The sequence below is a fragment of the Stenotrophomonas maltophilia complex sp. Om-AH-Sm3 genome, from assembly GCF_059337855.1.
Window position 1 is genome coordinate 1 of sequence record NZ_JBYBLQ010000026.1, and the last position, 20,148, is coordinate 20,148.

The following is a 20,148-nucleotide window of genomic DNA, read 5'->3' on the forward strand; positions in this document are numbered from 1 at the left end:
CTCAAGGCGGATCGATCCCCGCCTGAAGCCAGCCTGCGCGTGCCCCAAAAGGCTGCCGGCCAGCGGCCGGCACTACCGTGCCCGTCTCATGGAGGGGCCAGGCCCCTCCGTCAACACAGTTGCTACAAGGACGTATTCACGGCGCCCCCTGCGCGACCTACCCGCGCGGCCCACCCATCAGTATCAGCGGCCACCACGAGGGGCTTCGCCGTTGGCCGCCCCTAAGGCAGCGCGCGCGCCAGCATTGCCGACAGATCCACACCCGCCGGCAGCGTCCCGAACACCAGCCCATGCTGCCCTTCCAGCCGGCTGCACACGAACGCTTCAGCCATTGGACTGCCCGCCCGCAACATCAACGCGGCCTGCAACAGCAGCGCAGTGCGCTCGCAGAACAGCCTCGCCTGCGACTCATCCGGTGCCGGTGCCGCTGCCCAACGCTGCAAAGCCGCTGCGTAGCGCGCATCACGATCGGCCACTGCTGCCAGCTCGGCGCGCAGCGCCGCCAGCGCCTCCGGTTCACGTGCCAGCGCGCGCAGTACGTCCAGGCACTGGATGTTGCCACTGCCTTCCCAGATCGAATTCAACGGCGCCTGCCGGTACAGCCGCGGCAGCATCGATTCCTCCACATAGCCTGCGCCGCCGAGGCATTCCTGCGCTTCGTTGACGAAGGCCGGCGCGCGCTTGCACAGCTAGTACTTGCCCAGCGCCGTTCCCACCCGTGCCAGCGCAGCTTCGTTGGCATCCACGCCTGCGCGATCCACTGCGCGTGCGATGCGCATCGAAAGTACCGTGGCCGCTTCCGATTCCAGTGCCAGGTCGGCCAGCACATTGGTCATCAACGGGTGCTCGACCAGCAGCTTGCCGAAGGTGCGGCGATGGCGTGCGTGGTGCAACGCCTGCGCCAACGCCATGCGCATTTCCGCCGCTGCGCCCAGCATGCAATCCAGGCGGGTCATCATCACCATGCCGATGATGGTGGCCACGCCACGCCCCTCCTCGCCCACCCGCCATGCCTGCGCGCCGCAGAACTCGACTTCGCTGGAGGCATTGGCCCAATCGCCGAGCTTGTCCTTCAACCGCATCAGGCGGAACGCATTGCGGTCACCGTCGGCCAGCCGACGCGGCATCAGCAGGCAGGTCAGTCCCCCCGGCGCCTGCGCCAGCACCAGGAAGCCATCGCACATCGGTGCAGAAAAGAACCACTTGTGGCCGACCAGGCGATAGCGCTCACCATCGATCGGTTCGGCGCGCGTGCTGTTGGAGCGCACATCCGAGCCGCCCTGCTTCTCGGTCATGCCCATGCCCAGGGTGATGCCGGCCTTGTCAGCCACCGGCACGTCGCGCGGGTCATAGACCGGCGCTGCGGCCTTGCGTGCCCACTCGGCCAGGTGCGGCTGCGTGTGCAGCACCGCTACTGCTGCATGGGTCATCGTCAACGGGCAACTGGTGCCGGCTTCGGCCTGGTGGTGCAGGTAGCTCAACACCGCACGCGCGACATGCGCGCCGGGTTGCGGTTCGTGCCAGGACAAGCCAGCGACACCGTGCGATTTCGCCGTTTCCATCAACTGGTGATAGGCCGGGTGGAACTCCACCGTATCGATGCGATGACCCTGCGCATCATGCGTGCGCAGGCGTGGGCGATCGCGGTTGGCATCGAAGCCGAGCCGGTACAGCTCGTCGCCGGCCAGCGCGCCATAGACCGCCAGCCGTGGCGCGAAGCTGCCTGCGCCTTCGCGTTGCACGGCTTCCATCAGCGCCACGTCGTCGGTCCACAACTGGCGCCCCGCGAACGGTGGCGGCTGGTTCAACACCACATGGGTTTCGTAGGGCGCGTCGCTGCTGAAGCTCGGTCCACTCATCCGGTCCATCCTGGCGGCAAGAGGTATGCGGTCCGATTGTGCCGCATGACTTGCCAAGCCCGTGTTCAGGCCGGTTCTCACCGTCTGCACGAGCGGCAGGCCACAGTGATCGCATGGCAGCCAACGACGATCTGGTGGTGCTGCGCCCGGAAGGGCTGTACTGCACCGCCGGCGATTTCCACATTGATCCCTGGCGACCGGTAGCGCGCGCGGTCATCACGCATGGCCACGGCGATCACGCCCGCCCGGGCATGGGCGAGTACCACTGCAGCGAAGGCAGCCTGCCGATCCTGCGCTGGCGCCTGGGCGATGTGCCGGTGCAGGCGCACGTCGAGGGCGTGCCGTTCCGCCTGGGCCGGGTACAGGTATCGCTGCATCCAGCCGGTCACGTCCTGGGATCTTCGCAGGTGCGCATCGACGACGGGCGGCAGGTCTGGGTCGCTTCCGGCGACTACAAGCGGCAGCCTGACCCAACCTGTGCGCCGTTCGAAGTGGTGCCCTGCGATACCTTCATCACCGAAGCCACCTTCGCCCTGCCGATCTACCGCTGGCCGGACACTTCGGCCGTCGCCGCCGAAATCGTGGCGTGGCGCCGCGAATGCGAACAACGCGGCGAGGCTGCGATCCTGCTGTGCTATGCACTGGGCAAGGCACAACGGGTGCTGGCCGAGCTGCGGCCGCTGGACGATCGCCCGGCCTGGCTGCATGGCGCCATCGCCAATGGCGTGGCGGTGTACCGGCAGGCCGGCGTACCGATGCTGGAGACGCTCACCGTGGCCGAGCAGGGCCGCCAGCCTGATGCCGCCGGACAGTTGATCCTCGCCCCGCCCTCGGCTGCGGGCACGCCCTGGATGCGCCGCTTCGGCCGTCACCAGCTGGGCTTCGCCTCGGGCTGGATGCAACTGCGCGGCAACCGTCGCCGCCGCAACGTCGATCGTGGCTTCGTCATTTCCGACCACGCCGATTGGCCAGCACTGCTGCAGACGATCGAACAGACCGGCGCGCAGCGGGTGATCGCCACCCATGGCAATACCGATGCGTTGATTCCGTTCCTGCGCGAACGCGGCGTGGCTGCAGAAGCCTTCCGTACCGATTTCGGGAGCGAGGAATGAAGACCTTCGCCGCGCTCTACCAACGCCTGGACCGCAGCACTGCCACGCTGGACAAGCGAGCGGCACTGGTCGATTACTTCGGCCAGGCAGGCGCGCACGATGCGGCGTGGGCGCTGTACCTGCTCAGTGGTGGCAAGGTGGGCGGCGCGCGCAGGAAGATCGCCGCCAGTGGCGAACTGCGCGCGTGGATCGCCGAGGAATCAGGGTTGCCACCGTGGCTGGTGGAGGACAGCTATGCGCAGGTGGGTGACCTGGCCGAAACGCTGACCCTGCTGCTGGATGACCCACCGCATGCCTCGCCTGACCGCCCGCTGGCCGAATGGATCGAACAGCACCTGCTGGCGGTGGCCAACCAACCCGAGGCGGTGCGCCGTGCGGCGGTCGTGGCCGGCTGGCAGCAGCTGTGCAGCAGCGAACGGCTGGTGTTCAACAAGCTGCTGACCGGCGCCCTGCGCGTTGGCGTCTCGCAACGACTGGTGCAGCAGGCGCTGGCCGAGTGGTCCGGCCTGGATATTGCCCGCATCGCCCAGCGCATGCTGGGCGATTGGGTGCCCTCGCCCGGGCTGCTGGCCCAGCTGCTGTCGCCGGATGAGCTGCCGCTGGACCGGCAGCAGCCCTACCCGTTCTTCCTCGCCTCGCCACTGGAGGGCAACCCTGCCGAACGACTCGGTGCGATCGATGACTGGCTGCTGGAATGGAAGTGGGATGGCATCCGCCTGCAGCTGCTGCGCCGGCGCGGCGAGGTCGCCTTGTGGTCACGCGGCGAAGAGCGGCTGGATGGCCGCTTCCCCGAGATCGAACAGGCGGCGATGGCGCTTCCCGATGGCTGCGTGCTGGACGGCGAGCTGCTGGCCTGGGACGAAGCCGCAGACCTGCCGCGTGCCTTCACCGCGCTGCAGACGCGCATCCAGCGCCGAAAACCCGGTGCGGCCACCCTGCGCAACACGCCGGTGCGGGTGCTCGCCTATGACCTGCTTGAACTCGATGGCGTGGACCTGCGCGAACGTCCGCTGCAGCAGCGGCGCGCGCGTCTCGCCGAGGTCGTCGGTGCACTGAACGATGCACGGATCCAGCTCTCGCCCGGCGTTGACGCCGACGACTGGCTTCAGGCGGCGGCAATGCGCGACGTGGCACGCGAACGCGGTGTGGAAGGACTGATGCTGAAGCGGCATGCCTCGCCCTACCAGGCCGGACGCCGCCGCGGTGACTGGTGGAAATGGAAGGTCGATCCGCTCACCATCGATGCGGTGCTCCTGTACGCGCAGGCCGGCCATGGGCGGCGCAGCACGCTGTACACCGACTACACCTTCGGCGTCTGGGACGGCGACACGCTGGTACCGGTCGCCAAGGCCTATTCGGGCCTGGATGACAAGGAAATCCTCGCGCTCGATCGCTGGATCCGCGCCAACACCCGCGAGCGCTTCGGCCCGGTGCGCAGCGTTCGCGCCGAACACGTCTTCGAGCTGGGCTTCGAGGCGGTCAACCGCAGCAGCCGGCACAAGTCGGGCATTGCCGTGCGCTTTCCGCGCATCCTGCGCTGGCGCCACGACAAGCCAGCCAGCGAAGCCGATCAGTTGGCCACGCTGCAGGCGTTGGCACGATGAACCGCAGCCAGGCACTGCGCCGGCTGGAAGACTGGTTCGCGTCCAGAGGCTGGCGCTCACTGCCGTTCCAGCGCGCGATGTGGCGTCACTATCTCGCTGGCGAATCCGGGCTGCTGCACACACCCACAGGCAGCGGCAAGACACTGGCGATGTTCGGGGGGCCGCTGCTGCAGGCCATGATCGACCCGCCGCCCTCCCCCCGCCGCCCCAGCGCGGTACGCCCGCTGCAGGTGCTGTGGGTGACCCCCTTGCGCGCCTTGGCCAGCGACACCGCGCGCGCGCTGCAGACCGTGGTCGATGGGCTGGGGCTGGGTTGGCGTGTCGGCCTGCGCAGTGGTGACGCCAGCAACCGCGAACGACGCCAGGCGCGCGAAGGCCGCATCGACGTACTGGTGACCACGCCCGAATCGCTGGCGCTGTTGTTGAGCTATCCGGATACCCTGCCGCGCATGCGGCGGCTGCGCTGTGTGGTGGTGGACGAATGGCACGAACTGCTGGGCAACAAGCGCGGTGTGCTGCTGCAGTTGAACCTGGCAGTGTTGCGCCAGGCCGCGCCTGCATCGCAGCTGTGGGGACTGTCGGCCACCCTGGGCAATCTGGATGAGGCGCGCGATGTACTGCTGCCCGGGCAACCGGATGCACCGATCGTACAGGGCGTACGCCCTCGAGCAGTGAGCGTGCGCAGCGTGCTGCCGGACCCTGGCGAACATTTCCCCTGGGCCGGGCATCTCGGCCTGGCCCAGCTGCCACGGGTGCTGGAGGCACTGATGCAGGCACGCAGCAGCCTGCTGTTCACCAATACGCGCGCGCAAGCTGAATTGTGGCATCAGGCGCTGGCCGCAGTCTGGCCGGAAGAACCGGACACGCTTGCGCTGCACCACGGCTCGCTGGATCCGGCGCTGCGCCAGCAGGTGGAGGATGGCCTGCGCGCGGGTGCGCTGCGCTGCGTGGTTGCCACCTCCAGCCTCGACCTCGGCGTCGACTTCCCCGAGGTTGAACAGGTGCTGCAGCTGGGCAGCCCGAAGGGCGTGGCGCGCCTGCGCCAGCGCGCCGGACGCGCACGCCACCGCCCGGGTGCCAGCGGTTCCATCCTGTGCGTGCCCAGTCATGCGCTGGAACTGGCCGAGTACGCTGCGGTGCGCCGTGCGTTGGCCGGGAACGTGGTCGAAGCGCGCAGGCCGCCGACGCTGCCGCTGGATGTGCTGGCCCAGCATGCGGTCAGCCGCGCCCTGGCGGGCGGCTTCGACAGCGCCGACCTGCTGGCGCAGGTGCGGCGTACCCATGCCTTCGCGTCGCTCGGCGACGACCAGTGGCAGGCCGTGCTCACATTCATCGTGCAGGGTGGCCAAGCGCTGGCCCAGTACCCCGATTTCCACAAGGTCGTGCGTGATGCCGATGGGTGGTACCGCATGCACGACCGTCGCCAGGCACTGCGCCATCGGTTGTCGATCGGCACCATCAGCAGCGATGGCAGCGTGCGCGTGCAGTTCCTGCGCGGCGGCAGCCTGGGCGCCGTGGAGGAACAATTCGCCAGCCGCCTGCGCCGTGGCGACCGCTTCCAGTTCGCCGGGCGCCTGCTGGAGCTGGTGCAGCTGCGCGACATGACCGCCTTCGTCCGGTTGGCACGAGGACGCGGTGAGGGGGTCGTGCCGCGCTGGCAGGGCGGCCAGTTGCCGCTGTCGATGCCGCTGGGCCGCGAGCTGGAGTGGGTACTGTCCGGTGCTGACGACAGCGCCGAATCACGCTGGCTGGCACCCTTGCTGGCACTGCAGCAGCGGTTGTCGGCGCTTCCCGGCCCAGCCCATCTGCTGGTGGAAGATGTGCGGCGTCGCGAAGGCCAGTTCCTGTTCGTCTATCCCTTTGCTGGCCGCCACGTGCATGAGGCGCTGGCCGCCCTGCTGGCGCTGCGCTGTACCCGCCGGCAGCGCAACAGCATCGGCTATGCGGTGAACGATCACGGCCTGGTGCTGGCACCGGCACAGCCCATCGATCTGGATGCGGCGCAATGGCGGGCGCTGTTCGCCACCGATCAGCTGCTGGATGATCTGCGTGCTGCGGTGAACCTGGGCGAGCTGGCGCGTCGCCAGTTCCGCGGCATTGCACGCGTCGCCGGCCTGCTGGTCCCCAGCCTGCCCGGTGGCATGCCAAGGGCACTGCGCCAGCTGCAGGCGTCCGCGGGACTGCTCTACGACGTACTGCGCGAGCACGACCCGGATCACCTGCTGCTGGCGCTGGCGGAACAGGAAGTGCTGAATGACAGCCTCGACATGCCGGGGCTGCAACAGGTACTGGCCAGGATTCGGATGCAGACCCTCTCGGTGCAGCGCCCGGCGTCACTCACGCCGTTGGGTTTCCCGCTGTGGGCCGAACGCCTGCGCGGGCAGTTCAGCAACGAAGACTGGCGTACCCGGGTGCAACGCGTGGCCCAGCAGCTGGAGCGTCGGCATGGCCGATGAACTGCCGCTGCTGCGCGCAGGCGAGTCGCTGGTGCTGCTTGGCGCGCGTGCACTGTACTGGCCCGCGCGGCAGGCACTGCTGCTCGCCGACCTGCACCTGGGCAAGGCCGATGTATTCCGCCGCGCAGGCATCGCGCTGCCCAGCGGCGGTACCGGCAAGGACCTGCAACGCCTGCAGGGGCTGCTGGACGGGCATGCCTGCCGCGAGGTGTGGATCCTGGGCGACATCCTGCATGGCCCGGCGCATCGCGCTGCGTGGTACCAGCAATGGCTGGCATGGCGCGAACGCAATGCCGCACTGGACGTGCATGTCCTGCGCGGAAATCATGACCGGCAGCTGCCGCATGCCGGGCTGCAGGTGCAGATCCACGACGAAGTACGGCTGCCACCGTTCCTGCTTCGGCATGAGCCGGTGCCCGATGCGGAGCTGCATGTGATCGCCGGGCATCTGCATCCACAGATCGCTTTGCCTCCGTTGCGGCGGCGCTTCCCCGCATTCTGGCTGCGTGACAGGATGACTCTCCTGCCGGCCTTCTCCGCGTTCACCGCCGGAATCGTTCCTGTTCCCGCTGCCGGCGAACAGATGGTCGCCTGCGTGGACAACGGCCTGGTGGCACTGCCCCTGGCTTGAATCAGGCCGGACGGATATCCAGCTGCGGCATCAGCTGGAACTCAGGCGTGTCCCCTTCACGTCGCCGCGGCAAGGCCTGGATCGCCGCCAGCATCTCCTGCGCGCAGGTGCGGATGCGCGTGTGGTGCTCCGGCGACGCATGACTGATCAGGCTGCCGACATGGAACTCGAACACGTCCTCCAGCACGTCGGGCTGGTCCTCGTGCAGCATCTGCAGCAGACCGCGCAGCTTGCAGATTTCCGATTCCAGCTCCTCGACCGCGAACAACATGGCATCCTCCTTCGACAACAGGCGGCACATCCGGGCCGCAACAGGCTGCGACGGCAGCGCCTCCCGGGCCACGCGCGATGTTGATCACGGAAAGGAAAACGGGCGACGCGCAATCGCGTGCAACCTACTTCTCGCATATGCGCAGTGATGCAACCGTTAATTCACGTGACGACGCGTTTCACGCAGTGGCCGTGATCGCGTTGATGCGAGGCACCTGCGCCGCAGTGGCCAGCGCGTCGACGAAAGCCGGATCCAGCGCGAGCGAACCGAACCAGCCATGCTGGGTACCGCTGAGCACACGCAGCATGTGACCACGCCCACCCGGCAGGCGCCCCATCGGGCCGAGCAGCACGTCGCGCGCTTTGGCCCAGGCATCGCGATCGGACTGGAACAGCGGCGTCAGCCAACGGCTCCAGCGCTGGTAGACCGCAACGTGCGCCCTGCGCTGCGCCTGGTAGGCCTGCAATGCCGCGGCACCGCCACCATGCTCGCGCAAGGCATCGCGCAGCGCCAGCGCATCGAGCAGCGCCATGTTCACGCCCTGGCCCAGCTGTGGGCTCATCGCATGCGCGGCATCGCCGGCCAGCACCATGCGGCCGTGATACCAGCGCGTCATCACTGCGTCGCGGTAGACGGCCCGTGCCAGCTGGCCGGCGTCACGCAGATGCGCGAAGCGTGCACTGGCCTGCGGCCACAGCGCATGCAGTTCGTCCAGCCAGGGCGTCATGCCGTCGGCCTGCCAACGTTCGAAATCGGCGCGTGGCAGGCTCCAGAAAAAGCTCAGGCGCGGCGTGTCATCACCGGGCCGCGTACCGACCGGCAACAGCCCGATCATCTTGCGTGCGGCCACGTAGCGCTGCCGCAGCTCCTGCAGGTGTGGCCAGTCTTCGGCTGGCAACAGGCACCACAGCGCACCCCACGGATACATGCGATCCAGTCCGTTACCGTCTTTGATCGTGCCGCGCAGCGTCGAGGCTGCACCATCGGCGGCCACCACCAGGTCGAACGCACCGTGCAGGCGCCCTTCGCTGTCACGCAAGCGGCCCTGCTCGGCATCCACTGCGGCAATGCTGACGCCGGCATGCAGCTGGCCCGCACCAGCACGCGCATCATCCAGCAACGAGAACAGGGCGCCGCGCTGCATGCCAAGGCCGTGCAGGCGCGCGTCCAGGCCGGCGTAGCGCATGTCCATCACTGCGCGTTCGCACGGCGTATCGCCGTACAGGCGATGCACCGGCGCGGCATGCGCGCGCACGGCGTCAAGCAGGCCCATCTGCCACAGCACCTGCAGGCCGCTGGGCTGCAGCAGGAAACCGGCGCCAACCGGTCCCGGCGTGGGCACACGTTCGAAGATCTCCACCTCGTGGCCATCACGAGAGAGCAGGATGGACAATGCCTGTCCAGCGGTGCCGTAGCCGATCACGGCGATGCGCAGTCGTTCCTTCATGGAGGCATTGTGCCCGAGCGCAAATCCGGATGCCCAGCGGGGCCTCCGCCCACGGCAGCGCAATTCTTGTCGCAGCGCAAAAAAAACCCCGCCGGAGCGGGGTTTTCAACGCACTGTCGAGTGGATCACTCGGCCGGCGTGATGTTCGAAGCCTGGGCGCCCTTCGGGCCCTGGGTCACGTCATAGGTGACACGCTGGCCTTCCTGCAGGCTGCGGAAGCCCTTGGAGTTGATGGCGGAGAAGTGCGCGAACACGTCGGCGCTGCCATCCTCCGGCGAGATGAAGCCAAATCCCTTGGCGTCGTTGAACCACTTGACGGTACCGTTCGGCATGGTGATGCGAGACCTTATGCAATGAATGGGTGGTGTACGCTGAACCCGCGCACAAGCTGAGTATGCAAAGCTTGCTCGGGGAAGACAATCACCCCCGCGCCAATTCGCCCACCAGTTCCGGAAGTCCGTTGCTGGCCGCCTGCACATTGGCCAGCACTTCGGCCATCGTAATCTCCTCGCCATCACCGCAGCCGGCGGCCCAGTTGGCGATGATCGCCAGGCAGGCATAATCCAGCCCCAGCTCCCGCGCCAGTGCGGCTTCCGGCATGCCGGTCATGCCCACCAGATCGCAACCGTCGCGGCGCATGCGGGCGATTTCGGCGATGGTTTCCAGGCGCGGGCCCTGCGTTGCGCCATAGCAGCCACCGTCATGGACCGTGACACCGGTCACTTTGGCTGCCGCCAGGATCTTGCTGCGCAGCATCGGCGTGTACGGATGGCCGAAATCGACGTGGACCACGTCGGAGCCTTCTTCTTCGCAGATCGTGCTGATGCGGCCCCAGGTGTAGTCGATGATCTGGTCCGGGCAGGCGAGCACGCGCGGACCGAAGTTCTCGGTGATGCCCCCCACCGTGTTCAATGCCAGCACCCGCTGCGCGCCCAGCTGCTGCAGCGCAGCCAGGTTGGCGCGGTAGTTGATCTTGTGCGGCGGCAGCGAATGCCCCTCGCCATGCCGCGCCAGGAACGCCACGCGATGGCCGAGCAGCGTGCCCACGCGCACCGGGCCCGATGGGCGGCCGAAGCGGGTGTCGACCTCGTGGGTCTGCACGTCGTCAAGCTTGGCCAGGTTGTAGACACCGGTACCGCCGATCACGGCCAGGGCGATCTGTTGCATTAGAAGCACTCCATGAAAAGACGAACGCCGGCACCCGAGGATGCCGGCGATGGAAAAGACGCGCCGCGGGCGGCCGCGCCGTTATTCCTTCATTGCGTAGATGGCCGGCACGCAGCGCAGGGTCTCGTTGACGTCCATGCCGAAGCCGAACACGTAGCGGTCCGGCAGCTCGATGCCCGCGTAATCGGCGGTCACATCGGGCAGCGCACGGTCGTGCTTCTTCACGGTCATCGCAGCGATGCGCACATCGGTCGCGCCCTGTTCCAGGCACCAGGTGCGAACGCCCTGCAGGGTGTAGCCCTCGTCGAGGATGTCGTCGACCAGCAGCACGCGGCGGCCGAACAGCGAGGTGGCCGGCTTGTGCTTCCAGACCAGGTCACCGCCGGTGGTTTCACCGCGGTAGCGGGTGGCGTGCAGGTAATCGAACTGCACGTCCTGGCCGCGCGCGCCCAGTTCCAGCGCCAGCTGGCCGGCGAACGGCAGCGCACCATGCATGATCGACAGGAACAACGGCACCTCGCCCTTGTAATCGCGCGCGATGGCGTCGGCGATAGCAGCGATGGCCTTGTCGATGGTGGGGCGGTCGACCAGCAGGTCAGCCTGGGCCAGGGCCTGGGAAATGGTGAGGTTGGGCATCAGACGGTTCTTCCAAGGGTTTCAAGCAGACGGGATTGGGTGTCGCCATGGCGGGCATCGGCCAGCAGGCCGTCCCAGCCGAGCGCGCCGCGGCCGAGCAGGCCCAGCAGCGCAGCAGTATTGAGGGAGCGTCCCTGCACCGCATGCAGGGCTTCATCGACCAGTTCCGGATGGCAGACCAGCACCACGTCGCAGCCGGCGTCCAGGTGCGCGTGCACGCGTGCCGGCACGCCGCCGGCGCTGTGCGAGGCGGCCATGCCGATGTCATCGGAGAACACCACGCCGCGGAAGCCGAGTTCGCCGCGCAGGACGTCCTGGATCCAGCGTGGGGAATAGCCGGCGGGCTCCGGTGCCACCTGCGGATAGATCACGTGCGCCATCATCACCGCATCGGCACCCGCGGCGATGCCGGCCTGGAACGGCACCAGGTCCTGCGCGCGCAGTTCGTCCAGCGCGCGTGGATCGATCGCGGTATCCACGTGGGTGTCCTCCAGCACGGTGCCGTGGCCGGGGAAATGCTTGAGCGTGGCGGCCATGCCGACCGCGTGCATGCCGCGCACATAGGCTGCGGTGAACGCGGCCACGACCTGCGGGTCTTCACTGAAGGCACGGTTGCCGATGGCGCGGTTGCCGCGGCCAAGGTCGACCACCGGGGCGAAGCTGAGATCCAGGCCGCTGGCGCGGACTTCACTGGCCATCAGCCACGCGTGCTGCTCGGCCAGCGCCAGGGCCTGCTGCGGGTCGGTGGCGTACAGGGCACCAATGTCCTGCAGCGGCGGAAGATCGCTGTAACCCTCGCGGAAGCGCTGTACGCGGCCGCCCTCCTGGTCCACGCAGATCAGCTGCGGGCGCGGGGCAGCGGCACGGATGGCCGCGCTCAGATCGGTCACCTGCTGGCGCGACGCAAAGTTGCGCTTGAACAGCACCACCCCGGCCACGGCGTCGTGCTGCAGCCAGTCACGTTCCTGGGCGGTCAGTTCGGTGCCGGCAACGCCGATCAGCAGCATGGTCGATCTCCACAACGCGCGCCCGCATGGCGCAGTGCCGCATTGTCGCAGAACCGGCCGACAGGCGCAGTGGTCAGAAAAAGGGGACGGAGGGGATTAAGGCGCAATCGGCCCCAAGGGGCTGGATACGTCTTAATCCCCTCCGTCCCCTTTTGAGGAGCCGGTCAGACCTTGCAGCTGTCCGGGCCGCAGGCCTCGTCGCCGTCAGCCGGGGTAGCCGGGGCGCCCTGTTCTGCCGCGATCTGCCGCAGGGCCTGGGCGAACGCCTCGGGTGGCTGCGCCCCGGAAATCGCCCACTTCCCATCGATCACGAAGGTCGGCACCGACGAAATGCCCAGTGCATGGGCCTGCGCCAGCTTGGCTTCGACCTCGGCCAGGCCGCGGTCGGAGGCCAGCATCTGCGCGATTTCACCACCGTCCAGGCCGCCCGCCACGCCGGCCTTCACCAGTACAGCGTTGTCGGCCAGGTTCTGGCCATGTTCGAAGTGGGCGCGGAACAGCGCTTCACCCACCGCATCCTGCACGCCATGCTGGCCGGCCAGCCACAACACCCGATGCGCCGGCAGTGTGGTCACCCGCACCTGGCCCTGGTTGAAATCCATCGACAGCCCCTCCGCGCGCGCGGTGGTCTGGGTCTGGCCGAGGATCTGCTCGGTGCGCTCGACGCCCCCGAACTTGCGCGCATAGGCCTCGCGCAGCGGCACCGGGGTGTCGTCCGCATCCGGGTCCAGCTGGAACGGCTGCCAGTGGATATCGAGTTCAGGCGCATTGGCGCCCAGCAACTGCACGCCCTGCTGGAAACGATGCTTGCCGATCCAGCACCAGGGGCAGACCACGTCGGAGTAGATGTCGATTCTCATGTCCACGACATGGGGACCGCCTTCCTCGATAAAAGGGGACGGAGGGGATTAAGTCGCTTTCCGCACGGGCGGGGTAAAGACGACTTAATCCCCTCCGTCCCCTTTTTTGGGGTTCACCACTGTGAATACGGGCGGCTGGCCAAGGCAACGTTGTAGTAGCGGGCGTCATCGGTCACTTCGGCGCCGACCCAGTCCGGCAGGTCGATGGCCTGATCGGCGCTTTCCAGTTCGACTTCGGCCACCACCAGACCGGCGTTGTCACCGAGGAATTCGTCCACTTCCCAGGTCAGGCCGGCGTGTTCGACCAGATGGCGGCGCTTGTCGATCAGGCCGCCGACACACAGCGCCAGCAGTGCGCGCGCGTCCTCCACCGGGATCGGGTAGTCGAACTCCTGCCGGGTATGGCCGAGGGTGCGCGACTTCAGGTTCAGCGCGGCGTGGTCGCCTTCGATGCGTACGCGCACCGAGGCGTTCTGGGTGCCGCGGTCGAGCGCGCCCATGTCGTTGATGTAGCCCTGCGCCATCGGGATCACCCGATGCGCGGCGGTGCGCCAGCCATCGCTGCTGACCAGGAATTTGCGTTCGATTTCGATGCCCATGGCGCAATTATGCGCCACGGGTGATGACCGCTGCTCAGCGCTTTTCGAATACCGCGATGCTTTCCACGTGCGCGGTGTGCGGGAACATGTCCATGGCACCGGCGCTGACCAGGGTGAAGCCCTGTTCGTTGACCAGATAGCCGGCATCGCGCGCCAGCGAGCCCGGGTGGCAGCTGACGTAGACGATGCGCTTGAACTGCTTCAGCGGCAGCTGCTGCAGCACTTCGATCGCGCCGGAGCGCGGCGGATCCAGCAGCAGCTTGTCGAAGCCCTGGCGCATCCACGCCGTGCTGCGCTGGTCCTGGGTCAGGTCGGCGCTGAAGAACTGCGCGTTCGCCAGGCCGTTGCGCTCCGCGTTCTCACGCGCACGCGCGACGAGGCCGGCATCGCCTTCCACACCCACCACTTCACGCACACGGCGGGCCAACGGCAGGGTGAAGTTGCCCAGGCCGCAGAACAGGTCCAGCACGCGCTCGTCCTCACCCGGCTGCAGCAGGTCCAGGGCGTGGGCGATCATCTTCTCGTTGAGCTTGGCGTTGACCTGGATGAAATCCAGCGGGCGGAACGCCAGCTCGACATCCCACGGCGCCAGCCGGAACGACAGCGCCACGCCCTGCCCGTCCAGCGGCTGCACGGTGTCCACGCCACCGGACTGCAGGTAGATCACGAAGCCATGCTGCTGGCCGAAGGCGGCCCAGGCCGCGCGGTCGGCATCGCTGAGTGGCTGCAGGTGGCGCACGGTCAGGACCACGGCCTGGTCACCGGCGATGAATTCGATCTGAGGGATGTCACGCTTGCCATCGAGCGTTTCGATGAAGGTGGACAACGCCTCGACCTTGGTGCCGATCTCCGGAATCACGGTCAGGCACTGGCTGAGGTCGGCGACGAAACGCGGATCCTGTTCACGGAAGCCAACCAGGGTCTTGTCCTTCTTCTCGACCCGGCGCACCGAGAAGCGGCCCTTGCGGCGGTAGCCCCAGCTCTCGCCGACCAGCGGCGCAAGCACGGTGCCCGGCTTCACATGGCCAATCCGCTCCAGGTTATCCATCAGCACGCGCTGCTTGGCGACGATCTGCTGGTCTTCGTCCAGGTGCTGCAGCACGCAGCCGGCGCAGGTACCGAAATGGGGGCACTTGGGGATCACCCGCTGCGGCGAGGCCTGCAGCACCTCCAGCGTGCGCGCCTCGTCGAAATGGCGGCTGCGGGCAGTCTGTTCAGCCATCACCACCTCACCGGGCAGGGCGCCGCTGACGAAGGTGACCTTGCCGCCCTCGCCTTCACGGCGGGCGACACCGCGACCATCATGGCTGAGGTCGAGGATCTCGGTCTGGAACGGGGTACGGTCGGTGCGGGAGCGGGATCGGGCCACGTGGCAACAGGCTGCGGGCAAAAATGGGGGCGTATTGTCGCAGATCCTGACCGATGGGGCCCGGACCCGCTTGCGCCCGTGGCCGCCGTGCTTGATGATTGGGACAGCTGACATGGAGGCAGCCCTGATGCAGATGACCCCGCGGGCCGCACGACCCCGCTTCCTGCTTGTCGAGGACGACATCATCAGCCGCGGTTTTTTCAAGGCGGCGTTGGAAACGTTACCGGCGGACGTGGACACCGCAGATTCACTGGCCAGCGCCCTGGCCAGTGCCGAGCCCGGCTCGCATGACCTGTGGCTGATCGACGTCAACCTGCCGGACGGCAATGGCGCGCAGCTGTTGCGTGAGTTGCGCCGTTCACATCCCGACACGCCGGCGCTGGCACATACCGCCGACGGCGATGCCTCCATTCACGCCCGCCTGCGCGAAGCTGGTTTCAGCGACACCCTGGTCAAGCCACTGGGCCGCGACCAGCTGCTGAAGGCCGTGCGCCGAGCGCTGGTCAACAGCCCGGCGGGGATCTTCGTGGCACAGGCCCCGGCCGCGGTCGAACTGGCCGTACAGGACTGGGACGAGACCGCAGCCCTGGCAGCGCTCAATGGCCAGCGCAACCACCTGATCGCACTGCGCGAACTGTTCCTGGCCGAGTTGCCGGGCGTGCGCGACGCGGTCGAGCAGGCGGTCGACCAGCACGACGAGCGCCAGCTGCGCAGCCAGTTGCACCGATTGCAGGCCAGCTGTGGCTTCGTGGGGGCGGCACGGTTGGGACGGGCGGTGCGCCAGCTGCATCATGCGCCCGAGTCCGGGCAGGCCCAGGCGGGGTTCCGCGACGCGGTGGCTGCCCTGCTGCACTGAGGGTTGCTCGGCAGGGCTGCGCCCTGCACCCGCAGATGCTTCAAGCCAGAGCAACACCAAAGGCCAGAGCCAGAGCGGCTCTGGCCTTCTGCTTGTTGGGCGGGCCGGTGTGGGTTGGCAGGACACGCCGTAAACCCGTCCATGGGGGCTCGATGGCGCCATCCATGGCGCCAACGGTCCTGCCAACCCACACCGCCCCACCCCCGACAGATTCCCGGTGGCGGCTGGTAGATCCACGCCATGCGTGGATGAGTCTCTGTCAGATATCGAAATTCAAACTGGGGGTCAGATCCGTTTTCCGAAGGAAAACGGATCTGACCCCGTCGGCATGTCCGACAGCTCGCAAGAATCTGTCGAAGGCGGGGTGGGTCCGGTTGAGGGGGCGTGAGCCGCATGGGCCCGAGGCATGCCTCGGGCGGGTTGGGCAGGACGCCCAACCCCGGTCTTGCCGTGTGCGCAGGACAGCGCACACGAGCAAGCGGCGACCGAGCTTACATGGGTGAGGGCGCTTTGTTTGCGAAGCACTGCTTCGCAAGCGCCCGAACGCACAGCCGCTGGCGGCTGGGCCGGGCCCCGGAGGGGTACTTGCAGCGCCCCCCTCAACCGGACCCACCCCGCCATCCCACGGAATGCACGCTGTTGCTGTTGCTGTTGCTGTTGCTTTGGCCTCGGCAGGTGCAGGGCTGCAAGCCCTGCTCAACACCCCCTACCTGCGCGGCGCCAGCTGCTCGAGCATTTCCCAGGACTTCAGGCCGCGCGGCCCCAGGTGATGGGCCAGCACCCGCCGCATCGGCAGGCGCAGGCTGGCCAGATCGGCGGCATCCGGCTCTTCGTCGGCCGCCAGCGCCAACAGCGCCGACCCGGTGGCGGCTGCCCGGCGCTCCCCGCCGCGCTCGCTCAGCAGGCGCTGCGCACCCTCCTGCGGGTCCAGTTCGTAGCGCGCCGCCGGATCGATCGGCTGGCCATCGCTGGCGCTGTCCAGCTCGAAACCCAGGCCCAGCGCAGACAGCAGCTCGCGTTCGAAACGGCGCAGGGTCCAGGCCAGGCCCGCGCCCACCGCCAGCCGCGCACGCGCCTCGCCGTAGGCGAGGTACAGCTCCGGCAGCGGGTCCTGGCGCGGGGCCAGGCGCAGGGTCAGTTCGCTCAGGTAGAAACCGGCCAGCATCGCCTGCCCGACCAGGCGTGGCGCGGCATCCAGCGCCTCGGCGCTACGCAGCTGGGCCAGTTCCCCCCGCTGCTGGGCACTGAAGCGGATCCACTGCAACGGCTGCAGGGCGGCGCGCAGCACCTGGCCCTTGGCAGTGGACACGCCACGCGCAAGCAGCCCAATACGGCCATGCTGTGCGCTCAACACTTCGACCAGCAGGCTGGTCTCGCGGTAGGCCCGTGCGTGCAGCACGAAGCCGGTGTCGTCCTCGATCATCATCGAAGCGACTACAACGCCTTACTCGTAACCGAAGGCCTTCAGCGCGGCCTCGTCGTCGGACCAGCCTTCACGCACGCGCACCCAGGTTTCCAGGAACACCTTGGCCCCGAACAGACGCTCCATCTGCAGGCGGGACTTGGCGCCGATCTCCTTCAGGCGGGCGCCACCCTTGCCGATCACGATGGCCTTCTGGCCTTCACGCTCGACCCAGATCACCGCACCGATGCGCAGCAGATTGCCGTCCTCGGTGAAGCGCTCGATCTCGACAGTGGTGGCGTAGGGCAGTTCCTCGCCGAGCTGGCGCATCAGCTGCTCGCGCACCAGTTCACCGGCCAGGAAACGCTGGCTGCGGTCGGTGATCTCATCCTCGCCGAACATCGGCGGGGCTTCCGGCAGCAGCTTCAGCACGTCGCGCACCAGCGCTTCCAGGCCGTTGCGCTTCTGCGCGGAGATCGGATGCACGGCGGCGAAGTCGCGACCCTCGGTCACCTGCTGCAGGAACGGCAGCAACGCGCCCTTTTCCTTCAGGCGATCGATCTTGTTGACCACCAGCACCACCGGGATGCCGGCGTCGCGCAGCACGTTGAACGCCAGGCTGTCCTCTTCATCCCAGCGACCGGCTTCGATCACCAGCAGGCCGGCATCGACGCCTTCCAGCGAGCCACGCGCGGCGCGATTCATCACCCGGTTCATCGCCCGCTTCTGCACCTTGTGCAGGCCGGGGGTGTCGACCAGCACCAGCTGGCCCTCCGGATAGGTGGCGATGCCCAGCAGGCGATGACGCGTGGTCTGCGGACGGTTGGAGACGATGCTGACCTTGGCGCCGACCAGGGCATTGGTCAGGGTCGACTTGCCCACGTTCGGGCGGCCGATGACGGCCACGCTGCCGCAATGATGGGGAGTTTGTTCGCTCACTTGGAATCCAGTTGTTCTAGGACGGCCGCAGCCGCCTGTTGTTCGGCAAGCCGCCGCGAGGCGCCTTCGCCCTCGGTGCTGGCGGCCGGGTCGGCTACGTTGCAGCGTACCCGGAAGTGCTTGGCGTGGTCGTCACCGGATTCTGACACCAGTTCATACTGCGGCAACGCCTTCTGTCGGGCCTGCAGCCATTCCTGCAGGCGGGTCTTGGGGTCCTTCTCGGGTCGGCCGGAGGCCGGCAGTGCCTCGATCGAAGCGCTGAACCAGGGCAGGACCACCGCCCGGCAGGCCTCGAAACCGGCATCCAGGTAGATCGCAGCCACCACGGCTTCCACCGCGTCGGCCAGGATCGAATCACGACGGTGGCCACCGGACTTCATTTCGCCCGGGCCCAGGATCAGCCGCTCGCCCAGTTCCAGGCTACGTCCAATCACCGCCAGCGCGCCCTCACGCACCAGTTCGGCGCGGGCACGGGTCATCGCGCCCTCGTCAGCCTTGGGCCAGCGTCGGTACAACGCCTCGGCCGCCATCATGTTGACGATGCTGTCGCCCAGGAATTCCAGGCGCTCGTTGTGTGGCGCACCGGCGCTGCGATGCGTCAGCGCCTGCTTCAGCAGCGCCGGGTCGCGGAAGGGATGACCGATCAGGTCACCACGTTGGAAAGGTTTATTCGGCACCGCTTCGGGTCAGGTCCTGGGATGAATCGAATTTGCCAACCACATCCAGGTTGCCGACCAGCGGACGGCGCACTTCGTAGTTGACCTTGAGGGTCCAGCCATTGTCGCGACGGTCGAACTTCACGTTGGCCGGCTTCACGTTCTCCGAGTAATTGATGTACAGGCGCTTGAAGAACAGATCCTGGATCCGGGCCGGCTCCATGCTGCCCACGCCCGGCTCCTTGGCCAGGCTCTTCATCGCCGAGCGCACCGCGTAATACTCCTGGTACATCGGGAACAGCTTCATGCCGATGTAAAGGAAGAAACCGACCACGATCAGGACCGCCAGGAACGAGGTCAGGGTCATGCCACGCTGCGTGTTCATCGTCTTCATTGCGTTCTCCCCAGATACGCGTTGGATGTGAAGGTACTCAGTTGATGCTCGAGCCGATCCGCGACGGCTCGAAGCCATCCTTGCAGAACCAGCCCTGGCAGTTCAGCCAGATCAGGAAGGCCTTGCCGCGCAGGTTCTCTTCAGGCAGCAGGCCCCAGAAGCGGCCATCGTCGCTGTTGTCACGATTGTCGCCCATCACCAGGTACTTGCCGGCCGGTACGGTCCACTGGCCCTGGCCGCGTGGATAGTCGGTCTCCAGCACGGTATGGGTACGGCCCGGCAGGTGCTCGACCAGCAGGTTGGCGCCCTCGCCCTGGCCCTTGTGGCCGGCGTAGATGCCCTTGTTGTCGTACTTCAGCGGTTCGCCATTGAGGATCACGCCGTCGCCCTCGAAGACCACGGTGTCACCCGGCACGCCGATCACGCGCTTGATGAAGTTCTCGCCCTTGGCCGGGTCGTTGTCGCTGTGGCCGGGGAAGTGGAACACCACCACGTCGCCGCGCGACGGCTCGCCGAAGGGGACGATCTTGGTGTTGCTGATCGGCAGGCGCAGGCCGTAGGAGAACTTGTTGACCAGGATGAAATCGCCGATCAGAAGGTTCGGCATCATCGAGCTGGACGGGATCTTGTACGGCTCGGCGATGAAACTGCGCACGATCAGCACGATCGCCAGCACCGGGAAGAACGCTCGCGAGTAGTCCACCAGCACCGGCTCGGAATCGAGCAGGCCCGCACGCTGGGCGCGACGCTTGGCGAGGTACAGCTTGTCGGCGAGCAGGATCAGGCCCGAGGCCAGGGTCAGCACGACCAGGAGGATCTCAAACAGTTTCATTCAGGGTCCTTTGCAACGTCACCAGACGACCGGCCCCGCGAGGCCGGTGCG

The 20,148-nt window shown here is 67.4% G+C and carries 19 protein-coding genes and 1 pseudogene; 5 read left to right on the plus strand and 15 right to left on the minus strand.

Annotation, left to right across the window (positions count from 1 at the left end):
- Positions 1 to 221: 221 nt before the first annotated feature.
- Positions 222 to 1,859, minus strand: a pseudogene (locus AC10QF_RS19460) (acyl-CoA dehydrogenase family protein).
- Positions 1,860 to 1,972: 113 nt separating this feature from the next.
- Here AC10QF_RS19460 and AC10QF_RS19465 point away from each other — a divergent pair.
- From AC10QF_RS19465 to pdeM, 4 genes are read left to right on the plus strand one after another with little or no spacing between them, the layout of a single operon-like run.
- Complete coding sequence (locus AC10QF_RS19465) at positions 1,973 to 2,971, plus strand: ligase-associated DNA damage response exonuclease (protein WP_049413051.1); 999 nt, start codon at positions 1,973 to 1,975, stop codon at positions 2,969 to 2,971.
- A complete protein-coding gene (locus AC10QF_RS19470) occupies positions 2,968 to 4,575 on the plus strand; it encodes an ATP-dependent DNA ligase (RefSeq protein WP_049437994.1) in 1,608 nt (535 codons plus the stop codon). Before AC10QF_RS19465 ends, AC10QF_RS19470 begins: the two co-directional genes overlap by 4 nt.
- Positions 4,572 to 7,031, plus strand: a complete 2,460-nt coding sequence (locus tag AC10QF_RS19475) for a ligase-associated DNA damage response DEXH box helicase (protein ID WP_263467917.1) — start codon at positions 4,572 to 4,574, stop codon at positions 7,029 to 7,031. Before AC10QF_RS19470 ends, AC10QF_RS19475 begins: the two co-directional genes overlap by 4 nt.
- Positions 7,021 to 7,662 carry a ligase-associated DNA damage response endonuclease PdeM gene (pdeM, locus tag AC10QF_RS19480; protein ID WP_049413042.1) on the plus strand — a complete coding sequence of 214 codons (642 nt, stop codon included), beginning with the start codon at positions 7,021 to 7,023 and terminating at the stop codon, positions 7,660 to 7,662. The genes AC10QF_RS19475 and pdeM overlap by 11 nt, the downstream gene beginning before the upstream one ends.
- A gap of 1 nt (position 7,663) precedes the next feature.
- Here pdeM and AC10QF_RS19485 read toward each other — a convergent pair whose 3' ends face one another.
- From AC10QF_RS19485 to rlmD, 9 genes are all read right to left on the minus strand, one after another.
- The gene (locus tag AC10QF_RS19485) at positions 7,664 to 7,933 is read right to left on the minus strand and encodes a hypothetical protein (RefSeq protein WP_049413041.1); all 270 of its coding nucleotides are present in this window, start codon (positions 7,931 to 7,933) and stop codon (positions 7,664 to 7,666) included.
- Positions 7,934 to 8,111: 178 nt separating this feature from the next.
- A complete protein-coding gene (locus AC10QF_RS19490) occupies positions 8,112 to 9,380 on the minus strand; it encodes an FAD-dependent oxidoreductase (protein ID WP_494542718.1) in 1,269 nt (422 codons plus the stop codon).
- Between the two features lie 125 nt (positions 9,381 to 9,505).
- Positions 9,506 to 9,712 (minus strand): cold-shock protein, encoded by a 207-nt coding sequence (locus AC10QF_RS19495; protein ID WP_005410590.1) that lies wholly within the window; start codon positions 9,710 to 9,712, stop codon positions 9,506 to 9,508.
- 88 nt (positions 9,713 to 9,800) lie between these two features.
- Positions 9,801 to 10,547 carry an S-methyl-5'-thioinosine phosphorylase gene (locus tag AC10QF_RS19500; protein WP_005418222.1) on the minus strand — a complete coding sequence of 249 codons (747 nt, stop codon included), beginning with the start codon at positions 10,545 to 10,547 and terminating at the stop codon, positions 9,801 to 9,803.
- Positions 10,548 to 10,628: 81 nt separating this feature from the next.
- Complete coding sequence (locus AC10QF_RS19505) at positions 10,629 to 11,183, minus strand: hypoxanthine-guanine phosphoribosyltransferase (RefSeq protein ID WP_005418223.1); 555 nt, start codon at positions 11,181 to 11,183, stop codon at positions 10,629 to 10,631.
- Positions 11,183 to 12,190: a beta-N-acetylhexosaminidase gene (gene nagZ, locus AC10QF_RS19510; RefSeq protein WP_049413037.1), complete on the minus strand. Its 1,008-nt coding sequence runs from the start codon at positions 12,188 to 12,190 to the stop codon at positions 11,183 to 11,185. Before nagZ ends, AC10QF_RS19505 begins: the two co-directional genes overlap by 1 nt.
- Before the next feature lie 164 nt (positions 12,191 to 12,354).
- Complete coding sequence (locus tag AC10QF_RS19515; RefSeq protein ID WP_069139989.1) at positions 12,355 to 13,050, minus strand: DsbA family oxidoreductase; 696 nt, start codon at positions 13,048 to 13,050, stop codon at positions 12,355 to 12,357.
- A gap of 113 nt (positions 13,051 to 13,163) precedes the next feature.
- Entirely contained in the window at positions 13,164 to 13,649 is a 486-nt protein-coding gene (locus AC10QF_RS19520) for a CYTH domain-containing protein (protein ID WP_053500339.1), read from the minus strand.
- Between the two features lie 34 nt (positions 13,650 to 13,683).
- The gene (rlmD, locus tag AC10QF_RS19525; protein ID WP_065179469.1) at positions 13,684 to 15,018 is read right to left on the minus strand and encodes a 23S rRNA (uracil(1939)-C(5))-methyltransferase RlmD; all 1,335 of its coding nucleotides are present in this window, start codon (positions 15,016 to 15,018) and stop codon (positions 13,684 to 13,686) included.
- A 127-nt stretch (positions 15,019 to 15,145) separates the two neighbouring features.
- Here rlmD and AC10QF_RS19530 point away from each other — a divergent pair, with 127 nt between their 5' ends.
- On the plus strand, positions 15,146 to 15,874 hold the full coding sequence (locus AC10QF_RS19530) for a response regulator (protein ID WP_005418228.1): 729 nt from the start codon (positions 15,146 to 15,148) through the stop codon (positions 15,872 to 15,874).
- 706 nt (positions 15,875 to 16,580) lie between these two features.
- Here AC10QF_RS19530 and recO read toward each other — a convergent pair.
- The 5 genes from recO to lepB are packed head-to-tail and all read right to left on the minus strand — an operon-like array spanning position 16,581 to position 20,097.
- A complete protein-coding gene (recO, locus tag AC10QF_RS19535) occupies positions 16,581 to 17,300 on the minus strand; it encodes a DNA repair protein RecO (protein WP_053499700.1) in 720 nt (239 codons plus the stop codon).
- Positions 17,301 to 17,318: 18 nt separating this feature from the next.
- The gene (gene era / locus AC10QF_RS19540; RefSeq protein WP_005410599.1) at positions 17,319 to 18,215 is read right to left on the minus strand and encodes a GTPase Era; all 897 of its coding nucleotides are present in this window, start codon (positions 18,213 to 18,215) and stop codon (positions 17,319 to 17,321) included.
- Positions 18,212 to 18,892, minus strand: coding sequence for a ribonuclease III (gene rnc / locus AC10QF_RS19545; protein ID WP_005418230.1), 681 nt, complete (start codon positions 18,890 to 18,892; stop codon positions 18,212 to 18,214). The genes era and rnc overlap by 4 nt, the downstream gene beginning before the upstream one ends.
- Positions 18,882 to 19,265 (minus strand): DUF4845 domain-containing protein, encoded by a 384-nt coding sequence (locus AC10QF_RS19550; RefSeq protein WP_014038086.1) that lies wholly within the window; start codon positions 19,263 to 19,265, stop codon positions 18,882 to 18,884. Before AC10QF_RS19550 ends, rnc begins: the two co-directional genes overlap by 11 nt.
- 37 nt (positions 19,266 to 19,302) lie before the next feature.
- Positions 19,303 to 20,097, minus strand: a complete 795-nt coding sequence (gene lepB / locus AC10QF_RS19555) for a signal peptidase I (protein WP_014038087.1) — start codon at positions 20,095 to 20,097, stop codon at positions 19,303 to 19,305.
- Positions 20,098 to 20,148: the final 51 nt, after the last annotated feature.